Genomic DNA, 19066 nt, shown 5'->3' with positions numbered 1-19066 from the left:
CTTAACGTCCCGGAAGCCCGTTCGTCATGGATTCGCGCAAAGATCGCTCCCCCGGCCCCGCCGCCCGCAAGCTCGTGATTCTCGACCGGGACGGCGTCATCAACGCCGACTCGGACCAGTTCATCAAGTCAAAGGATGAATGGGTGCCGCTGCCCGGCAGTCTTGAGGCCATCGGCCGCCTGAATCAGGCCGGGTACCGGGTTGTCGTGGCGACGAACCAGTCGGGAGTGGGACGCGGCCTGTTCGACATGGCGACGCTCGGCGCCATGCACGCGAAGATGTCGAAGCTGGCGGCTGCCGCTGGCGGACGCATCGACGCCGTGTTCTTCTGCCCGCATACCGCCGTCGACGCCTGCGATTGCCGCAAGCCGAAGCCCGGCATGTTTCAGGAAATCGCGCGACGTTACGAAACCGACCTGACCGGCGTGCCAGCCGTGGGCGACTCGCTGCGCGATTTGCAGGCCGCCGCCGCGGTGGGCGCCAAACCGCATCTGGTCCTCACCGGCAAGGGCAAGAAGACGCTTGCCGCAGGCAATCTGCCCGAAGGCACGTGTGTCCACGACAGCCTGCAAGCCTTCGTGAACGACCTGCTCGCTGAAGAGGACGCCAAGAGCGTGTAAGTGGTGCTCGCCCGCCACATGACCCAGGACGCGCATCAAAGCGCGTAGGACAATCGCTCCGGCACCCACCCCAGGCCAAGACCCGATGCTGCAATTACGTTCAATTCTCTTTTTCATCTTCCTGATCGTCTGGACGATTCCCTACGCCATTGCGTGCATCTTGTCCTTCCCGTTCCTTTCGCGCGTGCGGCGTTACTGGTTCGCGGCGGGCTGGTGCAAGGTCGTGATCCGCGTGGCCGACAAGCTGTGCGGCATGCGTTACCGGGTCATCGGCTGGGAGAACCTGCCGGACCGCCCCGCCATCCTTCTGTCGAAGCATCAGTCGGCGTGGGAGACGATCGCACTGCCGGCCCTGATGCCGCGCCCGCTGTGCTTTGTATTCAAACGCGAACTGCTCTACGTGCCGTTCTTCGGTTGGGCGCTGGGTCTGCTCAGCATGATTCACATCAATCGCAGCAAGGGCACCGACGCGTTTCAGTCGGTCGTCGCACAGGGCCGCGAGCGTCTGGCCGAGGGATCGTGGATCATCATGTTCCCGGAAGGCACGCGCACGAAGACCGGCTCGCGCAACAAGTACAAGTCGGGCGGCGCCCGTCTCGCAGCAACGACCGGCGTGCCCATCGTGCCCATCGCGCACAATGCCGGACGTGTCTGGCCGCGCAACTCGTTCAAGAAATTCCCCGGCGAAGTGACCGTATCGATCGGGCCGGTCATTGAAACGGAAGGCCGTACCGCCGAGGCCGTCAATGCCGATGTCGCTGAATGGATCGAGCGCGAGATGGTGCGCATCGACCCGGACGCCTACACGTCGAAGCCGAAAACGCGCGCGCCCAACGCGGCCAACGCGGCCGACAAGCCTGACGCCACACCACGGACCTGATCCGCACGCCGAGACTGTCTCATGTCGAAAGTCCAACCCGCCACCCGCGACACCCGCTCCCGGCATGAGACACCTGCCCCCCAGATGGAACTCGATCTATTCGGCAACCCCGCGGCCGAAGCCAATGGCGTGGCCACCGATGCGCCCAGCCCGTCCGCTGCACTGAGCCCCTCGGCGGCCGACACGAACACCCTGCAAACCTCCCCGTCGGGGACCACCGGCCCACGCCGCACGCCCGCGAGCGGCGAACGCGTGATCACGCTGGACGGCCATGCGATCTATTACCGGTTCAAACGCTCCTCTCGCCGCACCATCGGATTCATGATCGACGAATCGGGACTGGCTGTGACGGCCCCGCGCTGGGTCACGCTCGCCGATGTGGAAGCGGCCATCGTCGAGAAGAAGCGCTGGATCTTCAACAAGATCACCGAGTTTCGCGAGCGCGCCGCGCGGCGTGTGGTCCCGCGCGTCACCTGGGTCGACGGCGCCACCCTGCCGCACCTCGGACACACGCTGACCGTGCGGCTTGGCGGACGCGCAGGCGCCGCGCAATACGACATTCATACCCATACGCTATGGCTCGACCTGCCGCCGCAGGCCGCGCCGGAGCAAATGCGCGATCGCGTACAAGGCTGGCTGCAGCAGGAAGCCCGCAAGCTCTTTACGACACGGCTTGAGGTCTACGGCGAGCGGCTTGGCGTGCGGCATACGGCGCTGGGGCTGTCATCCGCATCGACCCGCTGGGGAAGTTGCAGCGCCGACGGACGCATCCGTCTGAACTGGCGGCTGATTCATTTCCCGCTGGGCGTGATCGATTACGTGGTCGCGCACGAACTGGCGCATCTGAAGGAAATGAACCACGGACCCCGCTTCTGGCAGGCGGTGGCGTCGATCTTCCCGGAATTCGAGGCTGCGCGCGATACCCTCAAGTCGCATGCGCCGGAGTGGCTGCCAGAATTCTGATCGGACGCCGCATCCGGTTTTCAGAATTTTTCAACGCCACATGAACGCGGCTCATTTTCATGGACGCGGGTACAATCGAGGCCTCGTTGTCCCCACACATGAAAACACCATGCGAATGCTCCATACCATGCTGCGCGTCGGCGACCTGCAGCGCTCGATCGATTTCTACACGCGCGTGCTCGGCATGCAACTGCTGCGTCAGAGCGAGAACCCCGAGTACAAGTACACCCTGGCCTTCGTCGGCTATGGCGCCGAGTCGGAGAACACCGTGCTCGAGCTGACCTATAACTGGGGCGTGGAAAAGTACGAAATCGGCACCGCGTTCGGCCATCTGGCCGTCGAAGTCGACGACGCGTATCAGGCCTGCGAAACGATCCGTGCGGCCGGCGGCAAGGTCAGCCGTGAAGCCGGTCCGGTCAAGGGTGGCACCACGGTCATCGCCTTCGTGGAAGATCCTGACGGCTACAAGATCGAATTGATCCAGAAGCACTCGGCCAAGGGCGCTCTGTAAGCTCTGTAAGCCCTGCCTGCCCCGGGGGGCATGCGCTGACGGCCACCTGTCGTCGGTGGCCGCTGTGCCGACGTCGCAACGTCATGCCGGTGGCCTTGATGCATACCGGCACGACGCCAGCGAGGCCTCAGAACTCCACCATCGCAAAATCTTCCTTGCCCACGTCGCACAACGGGCAACGCCAGTCTTCCGGCACGTCTTCCCAGCGGGTTCCCGGCGCAATGCCGTCTTCGGGGTAACCCAGCGCCTCGTCATAAATCCAGCCGCAGATGACGCAGACCCATTGCCGGGAAGCCGCGACCGCCTCATCGGACGCCACCGGCGCGACCTCATCGCCCCGAGGGCTGTCGACCTTTTGCGACGCGCCCGGGTCGAGCAACGTGAACACCAGCGGCGACTCCGTGCCCGAGGCATCGTGCGCCGGGCGGCTCAGATGCGTTTGCAGGGCCGTCAGCAACGCCTGTGCTTCGTCACGGGTGAGATCGATCCAGTACGGATCGCCTGCGCCGTCATTGAGTCGCGACGGGGAGAACTGAAGTTCGACGGCAGAGCCTTTCTTGTACATACGAGATACTGCGATGAATGTCGGCGGAAAGCGGGGAAGCGTAGGTAAGCGCGGCGATAACAGGCCGCGCGGAGCATTGTATCGGTGCGATAGTATGCAATAAAGCCTTGAAATCGGGAAATATTGTGCCGAACGACGAAACAATTCCCACCGCATTACCCATGTTGCCCGCCCCGGAATGAGGCTTACTGAGGTGGGATCGGTGACAATGGGCGACACTGTGCACCGCACGCACAATGCATCGCCATCCTAACCAATTCCATGAAGACTACTCCGCGTCCGATCGATGCCACCGCGCTTGCCATCATGTTGGTCTTGTGCGCGATATGGGGCGGCCAGCAGGTTGCCGTCAAACTGGCCGTATCCGCCGCTCCCCCAGTGCTGCAAGCGGGTTTGCGCTCCGTGATCGCGGCGATATTTGTGGGCGGCTGGATGCTGTGGCGCCGTCAGAAGCTGATGACCGGCGACGGCACCCTGCCGGCTGGCCTGCTCGCCGGAGCGCTCTTTTCGCTGGAATTCCTCTGTATCTTCATCGGTCTGACGCACACGACCGCCTCCCGCATGGCCGTCTTCTTGTACTCGGCGCCGTGCTTTACCGCCATCGGCCTGCACTGGACGGTGCCAAGCGAGCGTCTGCGGCCCATGCAATGGCTCGGCATGGCGATCGCCTTTTGCGGCATCGTGGTGGCGTTCTCCGACGGCAGCGGCTCAGACCTCGCGACCACCTGGCCTGGCGACCTGCTCGGCATCATTGCGGGGCTTTTCTGGGGATTGACGACAGTGGTCGTGCGGGCGTCGCGCCTGGCCACGGCCGCGCCGTCAAAGACGCTGCTCTACCAGCTCGCCGTCTCGGCCATTCTGCTTTGCGCGTTGGCGCTGATGACAGGAAACGTCCATATCGGCCCGATGACGACCACAACGTGGATCAGCCTCGTCTACCAGTCCATCGGTGTGGCGTTTGTGAGCTATCTGATCTGGTTCTGGATGCTCACGCGCTACAGCGCCGCCCGCCTCGCGTCGTTCTCGTTCCTGAGTCCGCTCTTCGGCGTGACATTTGGCGTGCTGATTCTCGGCGAATCGGTCGGCTGGCGCTTTGCGGGCGCCGTCGTCCTCGTGTTCGCCGGGATCAGCCTTGTGAACCGGCGCCGCTGATCGCGCGCGAGAGGCTCACGTATTCGTTGACCGGAACATCCTCGGCGCGGCGAGTGAGATCGAACCCGAGCGCGTCGAAATCGACCCGATCGCGATAGCTGTGCAGCGTGTTGCGCAGCATCTTGCGGCGTTGCGAAAACGCCTGTGCGACCACCGCTTCGAACACGTCCAGATCGACCTGCGGCAGGTCGGCCACCGCACGCGGAATCATCCGCACGACGGCCGAATCCACCTTCGGCGGCGGATTGAATGCGTCCGGCGGCACGTCGAGCACCTTGTCCATCCAGTAGCGGTACTGAAGCATGACGGAAAGCCGGCTGTAGTTGCTCGACCCGGCGGGCGCCACCATGCGCTCGACCACTTCATTCTGCAGCATGAAATGCTGATCGCGCACGAGCGTCGCGTAGCGCATCAGGTGGAAGAGCAGCGGGCTGGAGATGTTGTAAGGCAGGTTGCCGACGATGCGCAGCGGTGCTTCGTCGCGGCGATCTGCCGAGACGAGCGATCCGAAGTCGAAGTCGAGCGCATCGCCCGCATGCACGCTCACGCGCTCACCGAACTTGCGCGAGAGACGGCCGACCAGATCGCGGTCGAGTTCGACGACATGCAAATGGGTGACCCACTCGGTCAGCGGTGTCGTCAGGGCGCCCAGCCCCGGCCCGATCTCGACCATCAGGTCATCGGCGCGCGGCGAAATGGCGCTCACGATCGCATCGATCACGCCCATGTCGACGAGAAAGTTCTGACCAAAACGTTTGCGCGCCACGTGGCCCTGTTGGACGCCCGTGCGCTTCGATGCGCTACTCATGTGAAATTCCTTATGAACGCGGTTGTGCGGCGTCCGGACCGCCGGTCGTGCCAGCCGTCAATTGTGCGTGTGTTGCGGCGTTGGCCGCCATGATAGCGGCCGTGCGCAAGGCTTCGATCAGGCTGCCACTCTCGGCTTGCCCGGTGCCGGCGAGATCGAGCGCAGTCCCGTGATCGACCGACGTGCGAATGATGGGCAGGCCGAGTGTGATGTTCACGCCTGCGCCGAAGCTCGCATATTTGAGCACGGGCAGCCCCTGGTCGTGGTACATCGCGAGCACCGCGTCGGCCCCTTCGAGATACCTCGGCTGGAACAGCGTGTCGGCAGGATACGGGCCGCGGGCGTCGATGCCGGCGGCGCGCGCATCGTCGAGCGCAGGGGAAATGACGTCGATTTCCTCGCGCCCCAGGTAGCCCGACTCGCCCGCGTGCGGGTTGAGCCCGGTCACGAGGATGCGCGGTCGCGTCAGGCCGAAGTGGCGCATCAGATCCTGATTGAGGATGACGAGCGTTTGCAGCAGGTCGTCGCGGCGGATCGCACCGGCGACCTGCGCCAGCGGCAGGTGTGTCGTTGCCAGCGCCACGCGCAATCCGCCACCGGCGAGCATCATGACGACGCGGGGCGTGCCGGTGCGCTCGGCGAGGTATTCGGTGTGTCCCGTGAACGCCACGCCGCAGTCGTTGATCGTGCTCTTTTGCAGGGGGGCGGTGACGATGGCGTCATAGGTGCCCGCCAGCGCGCCGTCGATGGCGTCGTCGAGCAAGCCCAGCACATAGCGGCCATTGGCCGCGTCGAGTTGCCCCGGTTGTGCCGTGACGGCAAGCGGATGATGCACGACGCGCACGCGGGTGCCCGCCAGCAGCGCCTGCCATGCGTCGCCAAGTCCTACCGCCTGCGCGCGCGCGGCGAGCAACGAGGCATCGCCGAGCACAGCGAACTGGCAACGGGAAAGGGAAAGGGAAAGGGAGGCGTCGACGGAGGCACCAGCAGTCGCTTCCGGGGTGGACAGGCACTTCACGAGCGCCTGCACCGTCAACTCCGGCCCGACGCCCGCCGGTTCACCCGTGGTGATGGCGAGGACGAAGGACCGGTCGGAAGTCATGCCTGGATAGTGATGGAGGTTGCGAAACGTCTCACGCGGCGCTTACTGCTGCGCGTTGCTCAGACGGTAGTCGACGTAAGCGCTGTCGCGCAGTTGCTGCAACCAGTCGCGATATTGCTGCTCGGCCTTGCGGCCACGCAGTTCCTGCATCGCGAGATTGCGCTCCTGATCGCCCGAGACTTGCGACTCGCGGTGACCGAGCACCTGAATCAGGTGATAGCCATACTCCGAGCGCACCGGGTCGCTGATCTGGCCGTCCTTGAGTTCGGACATTGCCCGCTCGAACGCCGGCACCGTCTCGCCCGGCGAGATCCAGCCGAGGTCACCGCCCTGCGACGCCGAGCCATCCACCGAGACCTGACGCGCGAAGTCGGCGAAATCGCCCTTGCCCGCCTCGACCTGAGCCTTGATGTCGAGCAGCTTCTGACGTGCCTGCGCTTCCGACACACCATCGCCCACCCGAATCAGGATGTGACGCGCATGGATCTGCGGCACGGTCATCCCCTGATCACCACCCTGCTTGCGGGTCTCGACCAGCTTGACGACGTGAAAACCATTGTTGCTGCGAAGCACCTGCGGCACGACCGTGCCCGGCTGCAGCTTCTGCACCTGATTCAGGTACAGATCGGGAATGCGCTCGGGAATGCGAAAGCCCATGTCGCCGCCGTTGACGGCGTCCGCTGCGTCCGAATACTGCTTCGCCAGCGCTGCGAAGTCACCGCCGGCTTTCGCCTTGTCCAGCGCTTCGCCAGCCTTTTTCTGCGCTGCGCTGACCTGATCGGGTGTCGCCCCATCCGGCAGCTTCACGAGGATCTCGCTCAGACGATATTCGGTCGAGGACGGCGTTGCCGTGGCGCCGCGCTGTGCCGCGAGGAACGTGTTGATTTCCGAATCGCTGACCTGCACCTGGCTGTCGACTTCGCGATCGCGCAAACGCGCCAGAATGATCTGTTCGCGCACTTCCTTGCGGAAGGCGTCCCAGGGCACACCGGCCTGCGACAGACGCGCCTTGTATTGGTCGACGCTCAGACGGTTGTCGGCGGCAATGCGCTGCAGGGCCTGCTCGACGTCAGCGTCTTTCACGACGATGCCATCTTCCTTCGCACGCTGGAGCTGCACCTGCGTGACGATCATTTGCTCGAGCACCTGACGCTGCAGCATGTCGGCGTCCGGAATCGGGCGCTTGGCGAGCGTGAGCTGGTGCTTGGCCTCATCGATGCGCGTGTCGAGTTCCTTGCGCGTGATCACACTGTCGTTGACCACGGCCACGATGGAATCGACCGCGCGGGCGGACGACGCGGGCACACCGGCGGCTTTGGCACTGACCGGCGCCGGCTGGGCCACCGCCACCCCGGCGGCGAGACACAGGCTCGCCAGCAGCGAGGCACGCTTCACAAACATGTCATTCATAGTTGCTGAATCGAGAAGGAATCTGGTTCGTCGGCGGCGGCTGATAGCCCGGCACACCGACCTTGAAGGCTTCTGTGGCTGAGGTGCCCGACTTGGTCAAGCCCTTCAACTCCAACTGCGCGAAGATGCGCGAAGTCGTCGTGGTGGCATTGGTCGCGTAGCGCTGCAGCCCCACCCGGAAGGCCCAGCAGTCGGCATCATACTCGAAACCCGCCAGGGCATCGATGAACGTCTTGTCGGTAATGCTGTAGTTCAGACGCCCGACAATGCCAAGACGCGGTGTGATCGGCCATTGACCGGAAAGTTCGATCTGGTTGATCGGCGTGACCGTCAATGCGGTTTGTCCCACGACCGGCGGAGGGTTGCGCAGGTAACGGTAGTACAGATTGAACACCCTGCGCTCGCCCGGGCGCCACGTGATGCCCGCGTCCGAACGGTTGAATTGCGACGTGTTAGGGCTGTACTGCACATCGGTGCTGAACGTGATGTTGTTGTACAACAGCGCCGAACCGCCGACAAGGAAGTCGGACACCCCGGCGTTTTCCGGTGTGCCGCCCGGCATCGTCACGCGCGATTGCTGAATGTTGTAACGCTGTGCGTACCAGACACGGCCGCGCTCCACCCCGGAATCCGCGTCGATCAGGCGGGATGTCAGTGCCATCGTGAGGCGATTGGCGTCCTGAATCCGGTCAACGCCGATAAATGAGTTTTCGCTGAAGATTTCCGCGAGGTTGAAGTCGGAAACCGCGCTGTCGAAGATCGGGATCGAACTCTGGTTACGGTACGGCGTATAAACGTAGAACAGGCGAGGCTCCAACGTTTGCCGCATCGCCGTGCCAAACAGGTTCACCGGGCGCTCGAACGTCAGACCGGCATCGAGACTGACCGTCGGCACCGTACGCGTGATCGACGATTGCATCGTCGAGCTGTTCGGATAATCGACGTTGTACGAGGCCGCGTTGAACATGACTTTCGGCACGACAAAGTAGCCGGGCGCCAGAATCGGGTAGCTCAGCGTGGGCTGGGCATACAGGCGCTCGCCGTTCGGCTGGCCCGTCCAAGATGCGATCTGGAACCGGTTGTACCGGATCGGCATCGTGAAATCGAAGCCGTGGAAATCCAGTTTGTTGTACGTCGCCGACAGCTCCGGCACCGATTCGTACTGCGGCGAGCTGGGGGCGAGCGTCTGATACTTCAGCACTCGGGCAAGGAACGACCAGTCACCGTAATTCCAGGTCAACCCGGCTTCGCGGTTATACACACGCTGCACGCCAGTCTGGAAATTGGTACCGGAACCGAAATCGTCCGGATAAGTGTCGTCCGAAACTTTCGTAAAGTTGACGTAGGCGTTCACGCCATAGCCGAGAGACTGACTATGCTGCCAGGTGAACGTGTAGCGGGCGTCACCCGTCACACGATCCTTCGGCAGATACTCGAGGTGGAACAACCCGGCATAGGTTGGCTCGAGATAACGAAAATCGCCCATGAGCATCACGCCGCGCTTGGTCATGAAGCGGGGCGTGACCGTCAGATCACGGTTCGGCGCGATGTTGAAGTAGTACGGCGTGGCCAGCTCGAAACCCGTGCGGGTCGACTGCGTAAACGTCGGCGCCAGCAATCCTGAGCGGCGTTCGCTCGACGTCGGGAACGACAGATACGGACTGGCGAAAATCGGCACGTCCTGAAAGAACAAGATGCCGTTGTACGCCGTGCCTTCCTGCTGCTCCTGATCGAACTCGAACTCGGATGCCTTGATGTACCACGCAGGCGTCTTGTCGTCGTCCGTGCATGCACAGGCCGAATACGTGCCTCGCTGCATCGTCACGAGGTTGTTCGCCTCGATATCCGCCCGCTCCGACTTGCCGCCTCCGCCCGACGCAAGCCGGTAAGTCGGCGTCAGCATGTAGCCGTCGCCCGCGCCGGTATACATATGGGCCTCAGGGCCCACGAACACATTGCCGCCCTGAGACAGACGCGCATTGCCGCGCGCCACGACTTCATCCGAGTCCTGGTCGTACGTCAGGCGGTCGCCCTTCACGAACTGGCGGTACTTGCGTGCCTCGGCGTCGCCATCGACCGTCGCGTCCACATTGGTTCGGCCGGTGAGGTGCATGCCGCGCACATACATCGGCACGTCGTCACCGGCCCCCAACGGGTTGTCGACGAGCGCCGGCACCGTGCGCAGCACAAGGCCGTCACTCTTGGCGATATCGGGAGGGGGGGCTTCCTGTGCACCGGCGAGCGAACACCACACTCCCGGAAGGGAGAGCAGGAGTGCCAGCGGCTTGCGCCGCGTACGCATCAGGCGCCGCAGCGAAGAGACATCATTCGTATGGACTTGTTTATCCGGCATGTACGCAAACAGCGAGACAATCGTGGCGCCGCTTGCGCGCAGCCAATCCCGCATGTCTGCACGGCTTTGCCGGGACATTCGGGAGGGTCGATCGAGGTCGAGAAACAGGGCGTCGGGAAAACATGATCGGGTATTATATGGCAAGACGTTTACCGCCCCCATCATGACCGCACACCCCACTGCTTCCGCGAGTGTTTCCAACGCTTCCCACTCGCTCTCCGACGCCACCGATCCCCGCCTGCAGGCCCTGAGCGACTGGCTCGCCAGTGTGGCCGAACCGTTTGCGCTCGACATGACGCAGTGGGCCCCGGCTTCGGCAGACGCCAGCTTCCGGCGCTACTTCCGCATCGGCAGCCACGATCCCGCTCATCCGAGCCTGATCGTGATGGACGCGCCGCCGCCGCAGGAGGATTGCCGCCCGTTCGTGCGCGTCGCCCAATTGCTCGACGAAGCGGGCCTGCAAGCCCCGAAGGTGCTGGCCGAGGATCTCGCGCAGGGTTTCCTGTTGTTGACGGACCTCGGGCGCGAAACGTATCTCGACGTGATCAATGAGCAGAACGCCCGCCCGCTCATGCGCGCCGCCCTCGACGCGTTGATCGTCTGGCAGAAAAGCTCCCGTCCGGAGGTGCTGCCCGCCTACGATACGGCGCTGCTCCAGCGTGAACTCGACCTGTTCCCCGACTGGTACGTCGGCAAGCATCTGAAGGTGGAACTGAGTGCAGACCAACGAGCCACGCTCGATCGCATCAATCAGTTGCTCATCGACAATGCGCTCGCGCAACCCAAGGTGTTCGTGCATCGCGACTACATGCCCCGCAACCTGATGCCAGGCCTGCCGGGCACGACAGGCCCGGGCATTCTCGATTTTCAGGATGCCGTCTACGGCCCGCTCACCTACGACGTCATCTCGCTCATGCGCGACGCGTTCCGCAGTTGGGACGAAGAAAGCCAGCTCGACTGGCTGGCGTATTACTGGGAGCGCGCCCGCAAGGCCGGTCTGCCGGTCGATGCCGACTTCGGCGAGTTCTATCGACAGGCGGAATGGATGGGCCTGCAACGCCACCTGAAGGTGCTCGGCATTTTCGCCCGCATCAACTATCGCGACGGCAAGCCGCGCTATCTGGCCGACACGCCGCGTTTCATCGAGTACGCCCGCAAGGTCGCCGATCGTTACGCGCCGTTGCGCCCGCTGGCCAAGCTGCTCGACGAATTGACCGGCCAGCAGGTCGACGTCGGCTACACGTTCTGAGGCGCGCCGCATGACCGCAATGAAGGCGATGATCTTCGCTGCCGGACGCGGCGAACGCATGCGCCCGCTCACCGACACCACGCCAAAGCCGCTGCTGGGCGTCGGCGGCAAGCCGATCATCGTCTGGCAGATCGAAGCGCTCGCGCGCGCGGGCTTCACGGACATCGTCATCAATCACGCCTGGCTGGGTGCGCAGATCGAAGCTGCGCTCGGCGATGGCAGTGCGTTCGGCGTGCGGCTCGCGTACTCGGCCGAGGCCGAAGCGCTTGAGACAGCGGGCGGGATTGCAAAGGCGCGCCCGTTGCTTGAAGGGGCCGGCCAGGTGTTTCTCGCGGTCTCGGGCGACGTTTTCACGGCGTTCGATTACGCGTCGCTGCGCCCGCACGCCGCGCGCATGGCCACGCAGCCCGAGCCCGGCATGCATCTGGTGATGGTGCCGAACCCGCCGTTTCATCCGGAGGGCGACTTCGCGCTCGACCCGGCAGGCCGCCTGTATCTGCCCGATGCCGCCCCGGCGACCGCCAGCCCGCTGACGTTCGGCAACATCGCGCTGTACGATCTGCGTCAGTTCGACGGGATTGCCCCGGGTACGCGCCTGGCGCTCACACCGCTGTATCAGCGCTCGATTGCGGCCGGGCAGGCAAGCGGCGAGCGCTTCGACGGCATTTGGGAAAACGTTGGCACCCCGGCGCAGCTCGCCGCACTGGACGCCGACGTGCGCGCCCGGCACGACCTCGCCCCCGGCAGTAGAATCGCCTGAATACATCCGAACACGCCTGAAATCGACCGAATAGACGAAATGGAGCCCGCGATGTCCGATTCCCCGTACCGTGCCCGCCGCGAGCGAGTCATTGAACAGATGCGCAAGGCCGGTGGCGGCGTCGCTATCCTGCCGACAGCGCCGGAAGTGCCGCGCAATCGCGATAGCGACTTCCCTTACCGTCACGACAGCTATTTCTATTACCTGTCGGGCTTTACGGAGCCCGAAGCGGTCGTCGTGCTCGACAGCCGCACGGGACACTCGATTCTGTTCTGCCGCGCGAAGAACGAAGAACGCGAGATCTGGGACGGCTATCGCTACGGCCCCGACGCCGCGCGCGAGACCTTCGGCTTCGACGCCGCCTACCCAATCGACGAGATCGATACACGTCTGCCCCAACTGCTGGCGGACGCACCGGCCCTCTTCTACGCACTCGGCGCCTCCGCCCAGCAGGATCGCCAGGTGCGCCACTGGCTGAACGCGGTACGCGCGCAGAGCCGCACGGGGGTATCGGCGCCGTCGGCCGCTCGCGATATCCGCGCGATTCTCGACGAAATGCGTCTGATCAAGGACAGTATCGAACTCGACATCATGGCCCGCGCGGGCAAAATCTCAGCCGATGCCCACGTTCGCGCGATGAAGGCATCGCGTCCGGGGCTGCGTGAATACCATCTCGAAGCCGAGCTGCTGTACGAATTCCGCCGCAACGGTTCACAATTCCCCGCTTACGGCTCGATCGTCGCCGCTGGCGCCAACGCGACGATCTTGCACTATCGCGCGGGCGACACCGAGTTGCGCGATGGCGATCTGTGTCTGATCGACGCGGCGTGCGAACTGGATGGCTACGCTTCGGACATCACGCGCACATTCCCGGTGAACGGCAAATTCACCCCGGCACAACGCGAGCTATACGACATCGTGCTCGCTTCGCAGCAAGCCGCCATCGACGCCACGCGCGCCGGGGTGCGCTTCGATGCCCCCCACGACGCCGCCGTGCGCGTGCTCGCGCAGGGCATGCTCGATACCGGCCTGCTCAAACGCGACGCCGTCGGCAATCTCGACGACGTGATCGCCAACAAGTCGTTCAGCCGCTTCTACATGCACCGCACGGGGCACTGGATCGGCATGGACGTGCATGATTGCGGCGAGTATCGCGAGGACGGTCCGAACGGCGAACGCCCGTGGCGCACGCTGGGCGCGAACATGGTGACGACCATCGAGCCGGGCATTTATGTGCGGCCCGCGCCGGACATCGATGAGCGCTACTGGAACATCGGCATTCGTATCGAAGACGATGCGGTCGTGACCGCAGACGGCTGTACGCTGCTCACCCGCGACGTGCCGGTAGATGCCGACGAGATCGAAGCCCTGATGCGCGGCTGATGACGCACGCAGCCCCCGCATCCCCGATGCACTGCGCTTCACTGGCGCGCGAGCCTGCCGCCCGGCGTTTCGACGTGGCGATCGTCGGCGCCGGCCCGGTCGGCACCACCCTCGCGCTGATGCTTGCGCAACGCGCGCCGCAGTTGCGCGTTGCGCTGGTGGACGGGCGCGGCGCGCAGGCGGGGTACGACGACCCGCGCACGCTGGCCCTCTCGCACGGCAGCCGCGAGATTCTCGCGCGCGCCGGGGCATGGCCGCACAGCGGTTCGGGGCTCGACAGCACACCGATCCAGCATATCCACGTCTCACAAGCACGACGCTTCGGCAGCACGGAAATCGACTACCTCGATCATGGCGTGCCTGCGTTGGGCTATGTGGTGCGTTACGGCACGCTGATGCGCGCCCTGGACGCGGCCATGTCGCGCGTGCCCGCCCGCTTCGAACACGCGCCGACCTCACTGCCATCGCCGGCGTCGCCCACGTCGCCCGCGTCGCACGACGCGCCGGGCCTGCATCACTTCCGTCCCTATCGGGCCATCGCCCTGCGTCAGGATTCGCAGCAGGTCACGATCACCCTCGGCACGTCGATCGACGATCAGGCGCATACGCTGCATGCCACGCTTGCGGTGAATGCAGAGGGCGGTCTGTTCGAGGGCCAGACGGCTCGCCCGCACGTGCGCGACTACGGTCAGACGGCGCTCGTCGGTTTCGTGACCTGCGAACGGCCGCGTATTGGCTGGGCATGGGAGCGTTTTACACCGGACGGTCCGCTGGCGTTGTTGCCGCAGGAAAACGGCTACGCGCTGGTGTGGTGCTGCTCGCACGCCGAGGCGAAGCGCCGCCGCGAGATGGACGACGCGTCGTTTCTTGCGGAACTGCACGTGGCCTTTGGCGACCGTATGGGCCAATTCACGTCGATTGCCGGCCGCGCGGGGTTCCCGTTGGGCCTGAACGCCCTCGGCCATGTCGTAGACGGCCGGGTCGCAGCCATCGGTAACGCCGCGCAAACGCTCCACCCAGTCGCCGGACAAGGCCTGAACCTCGGCCTGCGCGACGCCTTCGACCTGACCGACACACTCGTTCGCGACGCACGCACCTCCGCCGTCCATCATGGCGTACCGGGGCCTGCGGCCCTCACCGCCTTCGCCCGTCGGCGCCGTGCCGACCGCGGCCTGACGATCCGCATCACCGATCTGCTGCCCCTCGTCTTCGGCATCGACGCCGCGCCTGTCGCCGTCCTGCGCGGCATGGCTCTCGCGGGCCTCGACCTCGTCCCGCCAGTCAAAACCGCCTTCGCCCGCCAGATGATGTTCGGCCAGCGCGGCTGAGGCGGGCGCTCCCGGTGGGGCCCCCGAACGATTTGCACATTTTTTAGGCGACGGGGACGGGTTTTCGCAGTAAAATACAAACTTTTTCCCGGCTTTTCCCTTCATCGTGCGTATTGGTCCCCACGAACTCCGCAATAACCTGTTTGTCGCCCCCATGGCGGGTGTGACGGACCGGCCATTCCGCCAGTTGTGCAAACGACTCGGCGCGGGTTATGCCGTCTCGGAGATGGTGGCGTCGAACGCACAGCTCTGGAAAAGCGAGAAGACGATGCGCCGCGCGAATCACGCCGGCGAAGTCGCCCCGATCTCCGTGCAAATCGCCGGCGCCGACCCGGCCATGATGGCCGAGGCCGCCCGCTATAACGTGGAGCGCGGCGCACAGATCATCGACATCAACATGGGTTGCCCGGCCAAGAAGGTCTGCAACGTCGCCGCCGGATCGGCCCTGCTGCAAAACGAACCGCTCGTCGCCCGAATCGTGTCCGCTGTCGTCGGCGCCGTGGGCGACGTGGTGCCGGTCACGCTCAAGATTCGCACGGGCTGGGATCGCGAACACAAAAACGCCCTCACGGTCGCGCGTATCGCCGAAGACTGCGGCATCAGCATGCTGACCGTTCACGGCCGCACGCGCGCCGACCTGTATCACGGCGACGCAGAGTACGAGACCATCGCCGCCGTGAAAGCCGCCGCTCGCATTCCGATCGTCGCGAACGGCGATATCGCCACGGCGCAGAAAGCGAAGCACGTGCTGGAAGTCACGGGCGCCGACGCCATCATGATCGGCCGTGCCGCACAGGGCCGTCCGTGGTTGTTCCGCGACATCGAGTTGTTTCTCACGACGGGCGAGATCGCCTTGCCGCCGCGCGTTGACGAGATTCAGCAGATCATGAACGAACACCTCGAAGACCATTACGAGTTTTACGGGGAGTACACCGGTGTGCGGACCGCGCGCAAGCATATCGCGTGGTATTCGCGTGGCCTGCCGGGGGCAGCCACGTTCCGCCAGCGTATGAACACGCTCGACACTACGCAGGAACAGTTGGCCGCGGTCAACGAGTTTTTCGAACAGCAGAAGGCGCACTCGGACCGTCTCTGCTATGAACAAGAATCGCCGAGGGAGCTATTAGCCGCATGAGCAAAACAAACATAGAACAATGCGTGCGCGACAGTCTGGATTCGTATTTCCGCGATCTGGATGGCGCACGGCCACACGATGTCTACGATATGGTCGTCTCGGTCGTTGAGAAGCCGCTGCTCGAGTTCGTGCTCGGCAAGGCCGACGGCAACCAGTCGCTCGCCGCCGAATATCTGGGGATCAACCGCAACACGCTGCGCAAGAAGTTGCAGCAGCACGGCTTGCTCTAACCGTTGCGTCCAGCCATTCGCCCAACTCGCCAGTTTTTGCCGCTTCACTACCGTCCGTCATGATTAAGCAAGCTCTCATTTCCGTCTCCGACAAGACCGGCATCGTCGACTTCGCCAAGTCGCTCGCTGCTCAGGGCGTGTCTATCCTCTCCACTGGCGGCACCGCCAAACTGCTGGCGGAAGCCGGCCTGAAGGTGACCGAAGTGGCCGACTACACCGGCTTCCCGGAAATGCTCGACGGGCGCGTGAAGACGCTGCATCCGAAGGTTCACGGCGGCATTCTGGCCCGTCGCGATCTGCCCGAGCACATGGCCGCGCTCGAGAAGCACGACATTCCGACAATCGACCTGCTCGTCGTGAACCTGTACCCGTTCGTGCAGACCATCGCAAAAGACGACTGCTCGCTCGAAGACGCCATCGAAAACATCGACATCGGCGGCCCGACCATGCTGCGCTCGGCGGCGAAGAATCACCGCGACGTCACCGTGATCGTCGATCCGGCCGACTACGCTGTGGTGCTCGACGAAATGAAGGCGAACGGCAACACGGTCGGCTACGCCACGAACTTCCGTCTGGCCACCAAGGTGTTTGCCCACACGGCCCAGTACGACGGCGCGATCACGAACTACCTCACGAGCCTTGGCGAGTCGCTGCGCCACAGCGAACGCTCCGCCTACCCGGCGACGCTGAATCTCGCGTACACGAAGGTGCAGGACATGCGCTACGGCGAGAACCCGCACCAGAGCGCCGCGTTCTACCGCGACATCATCACGCCCGCCGGCTCGCTCGCGAACTATCGCCAACTCCAGGGCAAGGAACTGTCGTACAACAACATCGCCGATGCCGACGCCGCCTGGGAATGCGTGAAGACGTTCGACGCGCCCGCCTGCGTCATCATCAAGCACGCAAATCCGTGCGGTGTGGCCGTGGCCGCCACCCCTGCCGAGGCTTACGCCAAGGCGTTCCAGACCGATCCGACGTCGGCGTTTGGCGGCATCATCGCCTTCAACCGCGAAGTCGACGAAGCCGCCGCGCAATCGGTGGCCAAGCAATTCGTGGAAGTGCTGCTCGCCCCGTCATTCACCGACGCCGCCAAGCAAATCTTCGCCGCCAAGCAAAACGTGCGTCTGCTGGAAGTCCCGCTGGGCAACGGCGTGAATCAGTACGACTTCAAGCGCGTTGGCGGTGGCCTGCTCGTTCAGTCGCCGGACGCCAAGAACGTGGCGCCGCACGAACTGCGCGTAGTGACGAAGCGTCATCCGACGCCGAAGGAAATGGAAGACCTGCTCTTCGCATGGCGCGTGGCGAAGTACGTCAAGTCGAACGCCATCGTGTTCTGTGCCGGCGGTATGACGCTGGGCGTGGGCGCAGGCCAGATGAGCCGCGTCGATTCGGCACGTATCGCCAGCATCAAGGCACAGAACGCCGGCCTCTCGCTGATCGGCTCGGCCGTGGCGTCAGACGCGTTCTTCCCGTTCCGTGACGGCCTCGACGTGGTGGTCGACGCAGGCGCTACCTGCGTCATCCACCCAGGCGGCTCGATGCGCGACGATGAAGTCATCGCCGCCGCCGACGAGCGCAACGTCGCCATGCTGATGACGGGCACGCGTCACTTCCGTCACTAAGCCCCCCCCCCGCTCTGCGACGCAGAATGGCGCCTTCGGGCGTCATGCCGTTCAGCTAAGAAAAAATGCCGCTTCGAAGCAAATCGAAGCGGCATTTTTTTTGGGACTTCGCCCCGTTTCGCCACAGTCAGGCTGCGTCGGGAATATCCCCCCCCTCAACACCGCCCTCCAGATGGACCGGGGCCCCTTTCCGCCTCTCAGACATAAACCCAACTCGCTGCAGAAAGGGGCCCCGGTCCATCTCCCCCCTCGCCTTTGGGGCTTTTACCGACACCTCCCGCAATTCTCGGGCCTCCAGCTATCGGCGCTTGACGAGGCGGCGACGGTGCCGCCTCAGTCGTGGTGCGCGAGGCCCAGGTCGGGGGGTTAGCGGCGCGAGAGCGTCGTCAGGAAAACTTCGGCAGGATTGGCGTCGGCTCGCAATTCACACATGTCACCGCCTTCAATGCGCAACGCATGCCCCTCGGGAACGCTTACCGCCTGACCATCGCCAAACGTCGCCCACACTTGCCCTTGCGAACAATAAAGAAAGGCGACGACTTCGGCATCCGCTGGCAACACCCACGTAAGCGCCTCCCCATCGAGACGATGCTGCGCCAGCGTGTGCCGCCATTCGGCTCGACGCGTCATGACGTTGAAGTCATCTATCGGCACCCCGGCGGTTTCCAACACCGGAACGCTGCTCACATTCAGCTCACCGCCAAACGCGTAGGGTGGCGTACGCGTCGTGAGCGTGACATCCGGACGACCCTCAACGTTCAGCTTGAGCGTGCCGCCCCGGACAATCGCCAACGAACGGTCAATGCCCGCGAACACGGAGAACGGCCCCGGTGCCGCGACCGTCGCCGTGCTGATCCGCCAGTCAAAGCCGTCGCCGCCGGCGCGTCGCGCCACAGCCAGCTCCGTCGTCACACCCTGGCCGTTCTTCCACGGCATCTTCAGAAAATCGGCAGGGCCGAGCGCTTGCAGTTTCATATGACGTAGCTGCCGAT

General features: G+C 64.2%; 18 protein-coding genes. 12 read left to right on the top strand and 6 right to left on the bottom strand.

The annotated features are described in order from the left end of the window. Positions 1 to 26: 26 nt before the first annotated feature. From gmhB to gloA, 4 genes are all read left to right on the top strand, one after another. Entirely contained in the window at positions 27 to 620 is a 594-nt protein-coding gene (gmhB, locus tag PBR20603_RS18675) for a D-glycero-beta-D-manno-heptose 1,7-bisphosphate 7-phosphatase (protein ID WP_150560988.1), read from the top strand. Positions 621 to 705: 85 nt separating this feature from the next. Then, positions 706 to 1500, top strand: a complete 795-nt coding sequence (locus PBR20603_RS18670) for a lysophospholipid acyltransferase family protein (protein ID WP_150560987.1) — start codon at positions 706 to 708, stop codon at positions 1498 to 1500. A gap of 21 nt (positions 1501 to 1521) precedes the next feature. Beyond that, complete coding sequence (locus tag PBR20603_RS18665) at positions 1522 to 2463, top strand: M48 family metallopeptidase (RefSeq protein WP_425495832.1); 942 nt, start codon at positions 1522 to 1524, stop codon at positions 2461 to 2463. A 109-nt stretch (positions 2464 to 2572) separates the two neighbouring features. Then, positions 2573 to 2974, top strand: coding sequence for a lactoylglutathione lyase (gloA, locus tag PBR20603_RS18660; protein WP_150560986.1), 402 nt, complete (start codon positions 2573 to 2575; stop codon positions 2972 to 2974). A gap of 127 nt (positions 2975 to 3101) precedes the next feature. On the opposite strand, the gene PBR20603_RS24375 is transcribed toward gloA, so the two are convergent. Next, positions 3102 to 3539, bottom strand: a complete 438-nt coding sequence (locus PBR20603_RS24375; RefSeq protein ID WP_150560985.1) for a rubredoxin — start codon at positions 3537 to 3539, stop codon at positions 3102 to 3104. Between the two features lie 261 nt (positions 3540 to 3800). On the opposite strand from PBR20603_RS24375, the gene PBR20603_RS18650 reads away from it, so the two are divergent. Further along, positions 3801 to 4691: a DMT family transporter gene (locus PBR20603_RS18650; RefSeq protein WP_150560984.1), complete on the top strand. Its 891-nt coding sequence runs from the start codon at positions 3801 to 3803 to the stop codon at positions 4689 to 4691. Here the strand turns inward: PBR20603_RS18650 and rsmA are convergent. The 4 genes from rsmA to PBR20603_RS18630 are packed head-to-tail and all read right to left on the bottom strand — an operon-like array spanning position 4666 to position 10418. Then, positions 4666 to 5499 carry a 16S rRNA (adenine(1518)-N(6)/adenine(1519)-N(6))-dimethyltransferase RsmA gene (gene rsmA, locus PBR20603_RS18645; RefSeq protein WP_150560983.1) on the bottom strand — a complete coding sequence of 278 codons (834 nt, stop codon included), beginning with the start codon at positions 5497 to 5499 and terminating at the stop codon, positions 4666 to 4668. The two genes, PBR20603_RS18650 and rsmA, sit on opposite strands and share 26 nt — an antisense overlap. A 10-nt stretch (positions 5500 to 5509) precedes the next feature. Beyond that, positions 5510 to 6601, bottom strand: coding sequence for a 4-hydroxythreonine-4-phosphate dehydrogenase PdxA (gene pdxA / locus PBR20603_RS18640; protein ID WP_150560982.1), 1092 nt, complete (start codon positions 6599 to 6601; stop codon positions 5510 to 5512). 42 nt (positions 6602 to 6643) lie between these two features. Further along, positions 6644 to 8011 (bottom strand): peptidylprolyl isomerase, encoded by a 1368-nt coding sequence (locus PBR20603_RS18635; RefSeq protein WP_150560981.1) that lies wholly within the window; start codon positions 8009 to 8011, stop codon positions 6644 to 6646. Then, positions 8004 to 10418 carry an LPS-assembly protein LptD gene (locus PBR20603_RS18630; RefSeq protein ID WP_174977975.1) on the bottom strand — a complete coding sequence of 805 codons (2415 nt, stop codon included), beginning with the start codon at positions 10416 to 10418 and terminating at the stop codon, positions 8004 to 8006. The genes PBR20603_RS18635 and PBR20603_RS18630 overlap by 8 nt, the downstream gene beginning before the upstream one ends. A gap of 109 nt (positions 10419 to 10527) precedes the next feature. Here PBR20603_RS18630 and PBR20603_RS18625 point away from each other — a divergent pair, with 109 nt between their 5' ends. The 7 genes from PBR20603_RS18625 (at position 10528) to purH (ending at position 18074) form a co-directional block, all read left to right on the top strand. Next, the gene (locus PBR20603_RS18625; protein ID WP_174977974.1) at positions 10528 to 11613 is read left to right on the top strand and encodes an aminoglycoside phosphotransferase family protein; all 1086 of its coding nucleotides are present in this window, start codon (positions 10528 to 10530) and stop codon (positions 11611 to 11613) included. Positions 11614 to 11632: 19 nt separating this feature from the next. Further along, positions 11633 to 12373, top strand: coding sequence for an N-acetylmuramate alpha-1-phosphate uridylyltransferase MurU (murU, locus tag PBR20603_RS18620; RefSeq protein WP_150561037.1), 741 nt, complete (start codon positions 11633 to 11635; stop codon positions 12371 to 12373). A gap of 51 nt (positions 12374 to 12424) precedes the next feature. Next, on the top strand, positions 12425 to 13756 hold the full coding sequence (locus PBR20603_RS18615) for an aminopeptidase P N-terminal domain-containing protein (protein ID WP_174977973.1): 1332 nt from the start codon (positions 12425 to 12427) through the stop codon (positions 13754 to 13756). Continuing rightward, positions 13756 to 15084, top strand: coding sequence for a UbiH/UbiF/VisC/COQ6 family ubiquinone biosynthesis hydroxylase (locus PBR20603_RS18610; RefSeq protein ID WP_150560978.1), 1329 nt, complete (start codon positions 13756 to 13758; stop codon positions 15082 to 15084). Before PBR20603_RS18615 ends, PBR20603_RS18610 begins: the two co-directional genes overlap by 1 nt. 106 nt (positions 15085 to 15190) lie before the next feature. After that, positions 15191 to 16219: a tRNA dihydrouridine synthase DusB gene (dusB, locus tag PBR20603_RS18605; protein WP_174977972.1), complete on the top strand. Its 1029-nt coding sequence runs from the start codon at positions 15191 to 15193 to the stop codon at positions 16217 to 16219. Next, positions 16216 to 16449, top strand: a complete 234-nt coding sequence (locus PBR20603_RS18600; protein ID WP_010803993.1) for a Fis family transcriptional regulator — start codon at positions 16216 to 16218, stop codon at positions 16447 to 16449. Before dusB ends, PBR20603_RS18600 begins: the two co-directional genes overlap by 4 nt. Before the next feature lie 59 nt (positions 16450 to 16508). Then, entirely contained in the window at positions 16509 to 18074 is a 1566-nt protein-coding gene (gene purH / locus PBR20603_RS18595) for a bifunctional phosphoribosylaminoimidazolecarboxamide formyltransferase/IMP cyclohydrolase (protein WP_150560976.1), read from the top strand. Between the two features lie 366 nt (positions 18075 to 18440). On the opposite strand, the gene PBR20603_RS18590 is transcribed toward purH, so the two are convergent. Beyond that, positions 18441 to 19049 (bottom strand): HutD/Ves family protein, encoded by a 609-nt coding sequence (locus tag PBR20603_RS18590; protein ID WP_150560975.1) that lies wholly within the window; start codon positions 19047 to 19049, stop codon positions 18441 to 18443. Positions 19050 to 19066: the final 17 nt, after the last annotated feature.

Source organism: Pandoraea bronchicola (assembly GCF_902459805.1).
Classification (GTDB): Bacteria; Pseudomonadota; Gammaproteobacteria; order Burkholderiales; family Burkholderiaceae; genus Pandoraea; species Pandoraea bronchicola.
The sequence above is the reverse complement of the archived record's forward strand: the minus strand, read 5'-3'. Positions and strand labels throughout refer to the sequence as shown.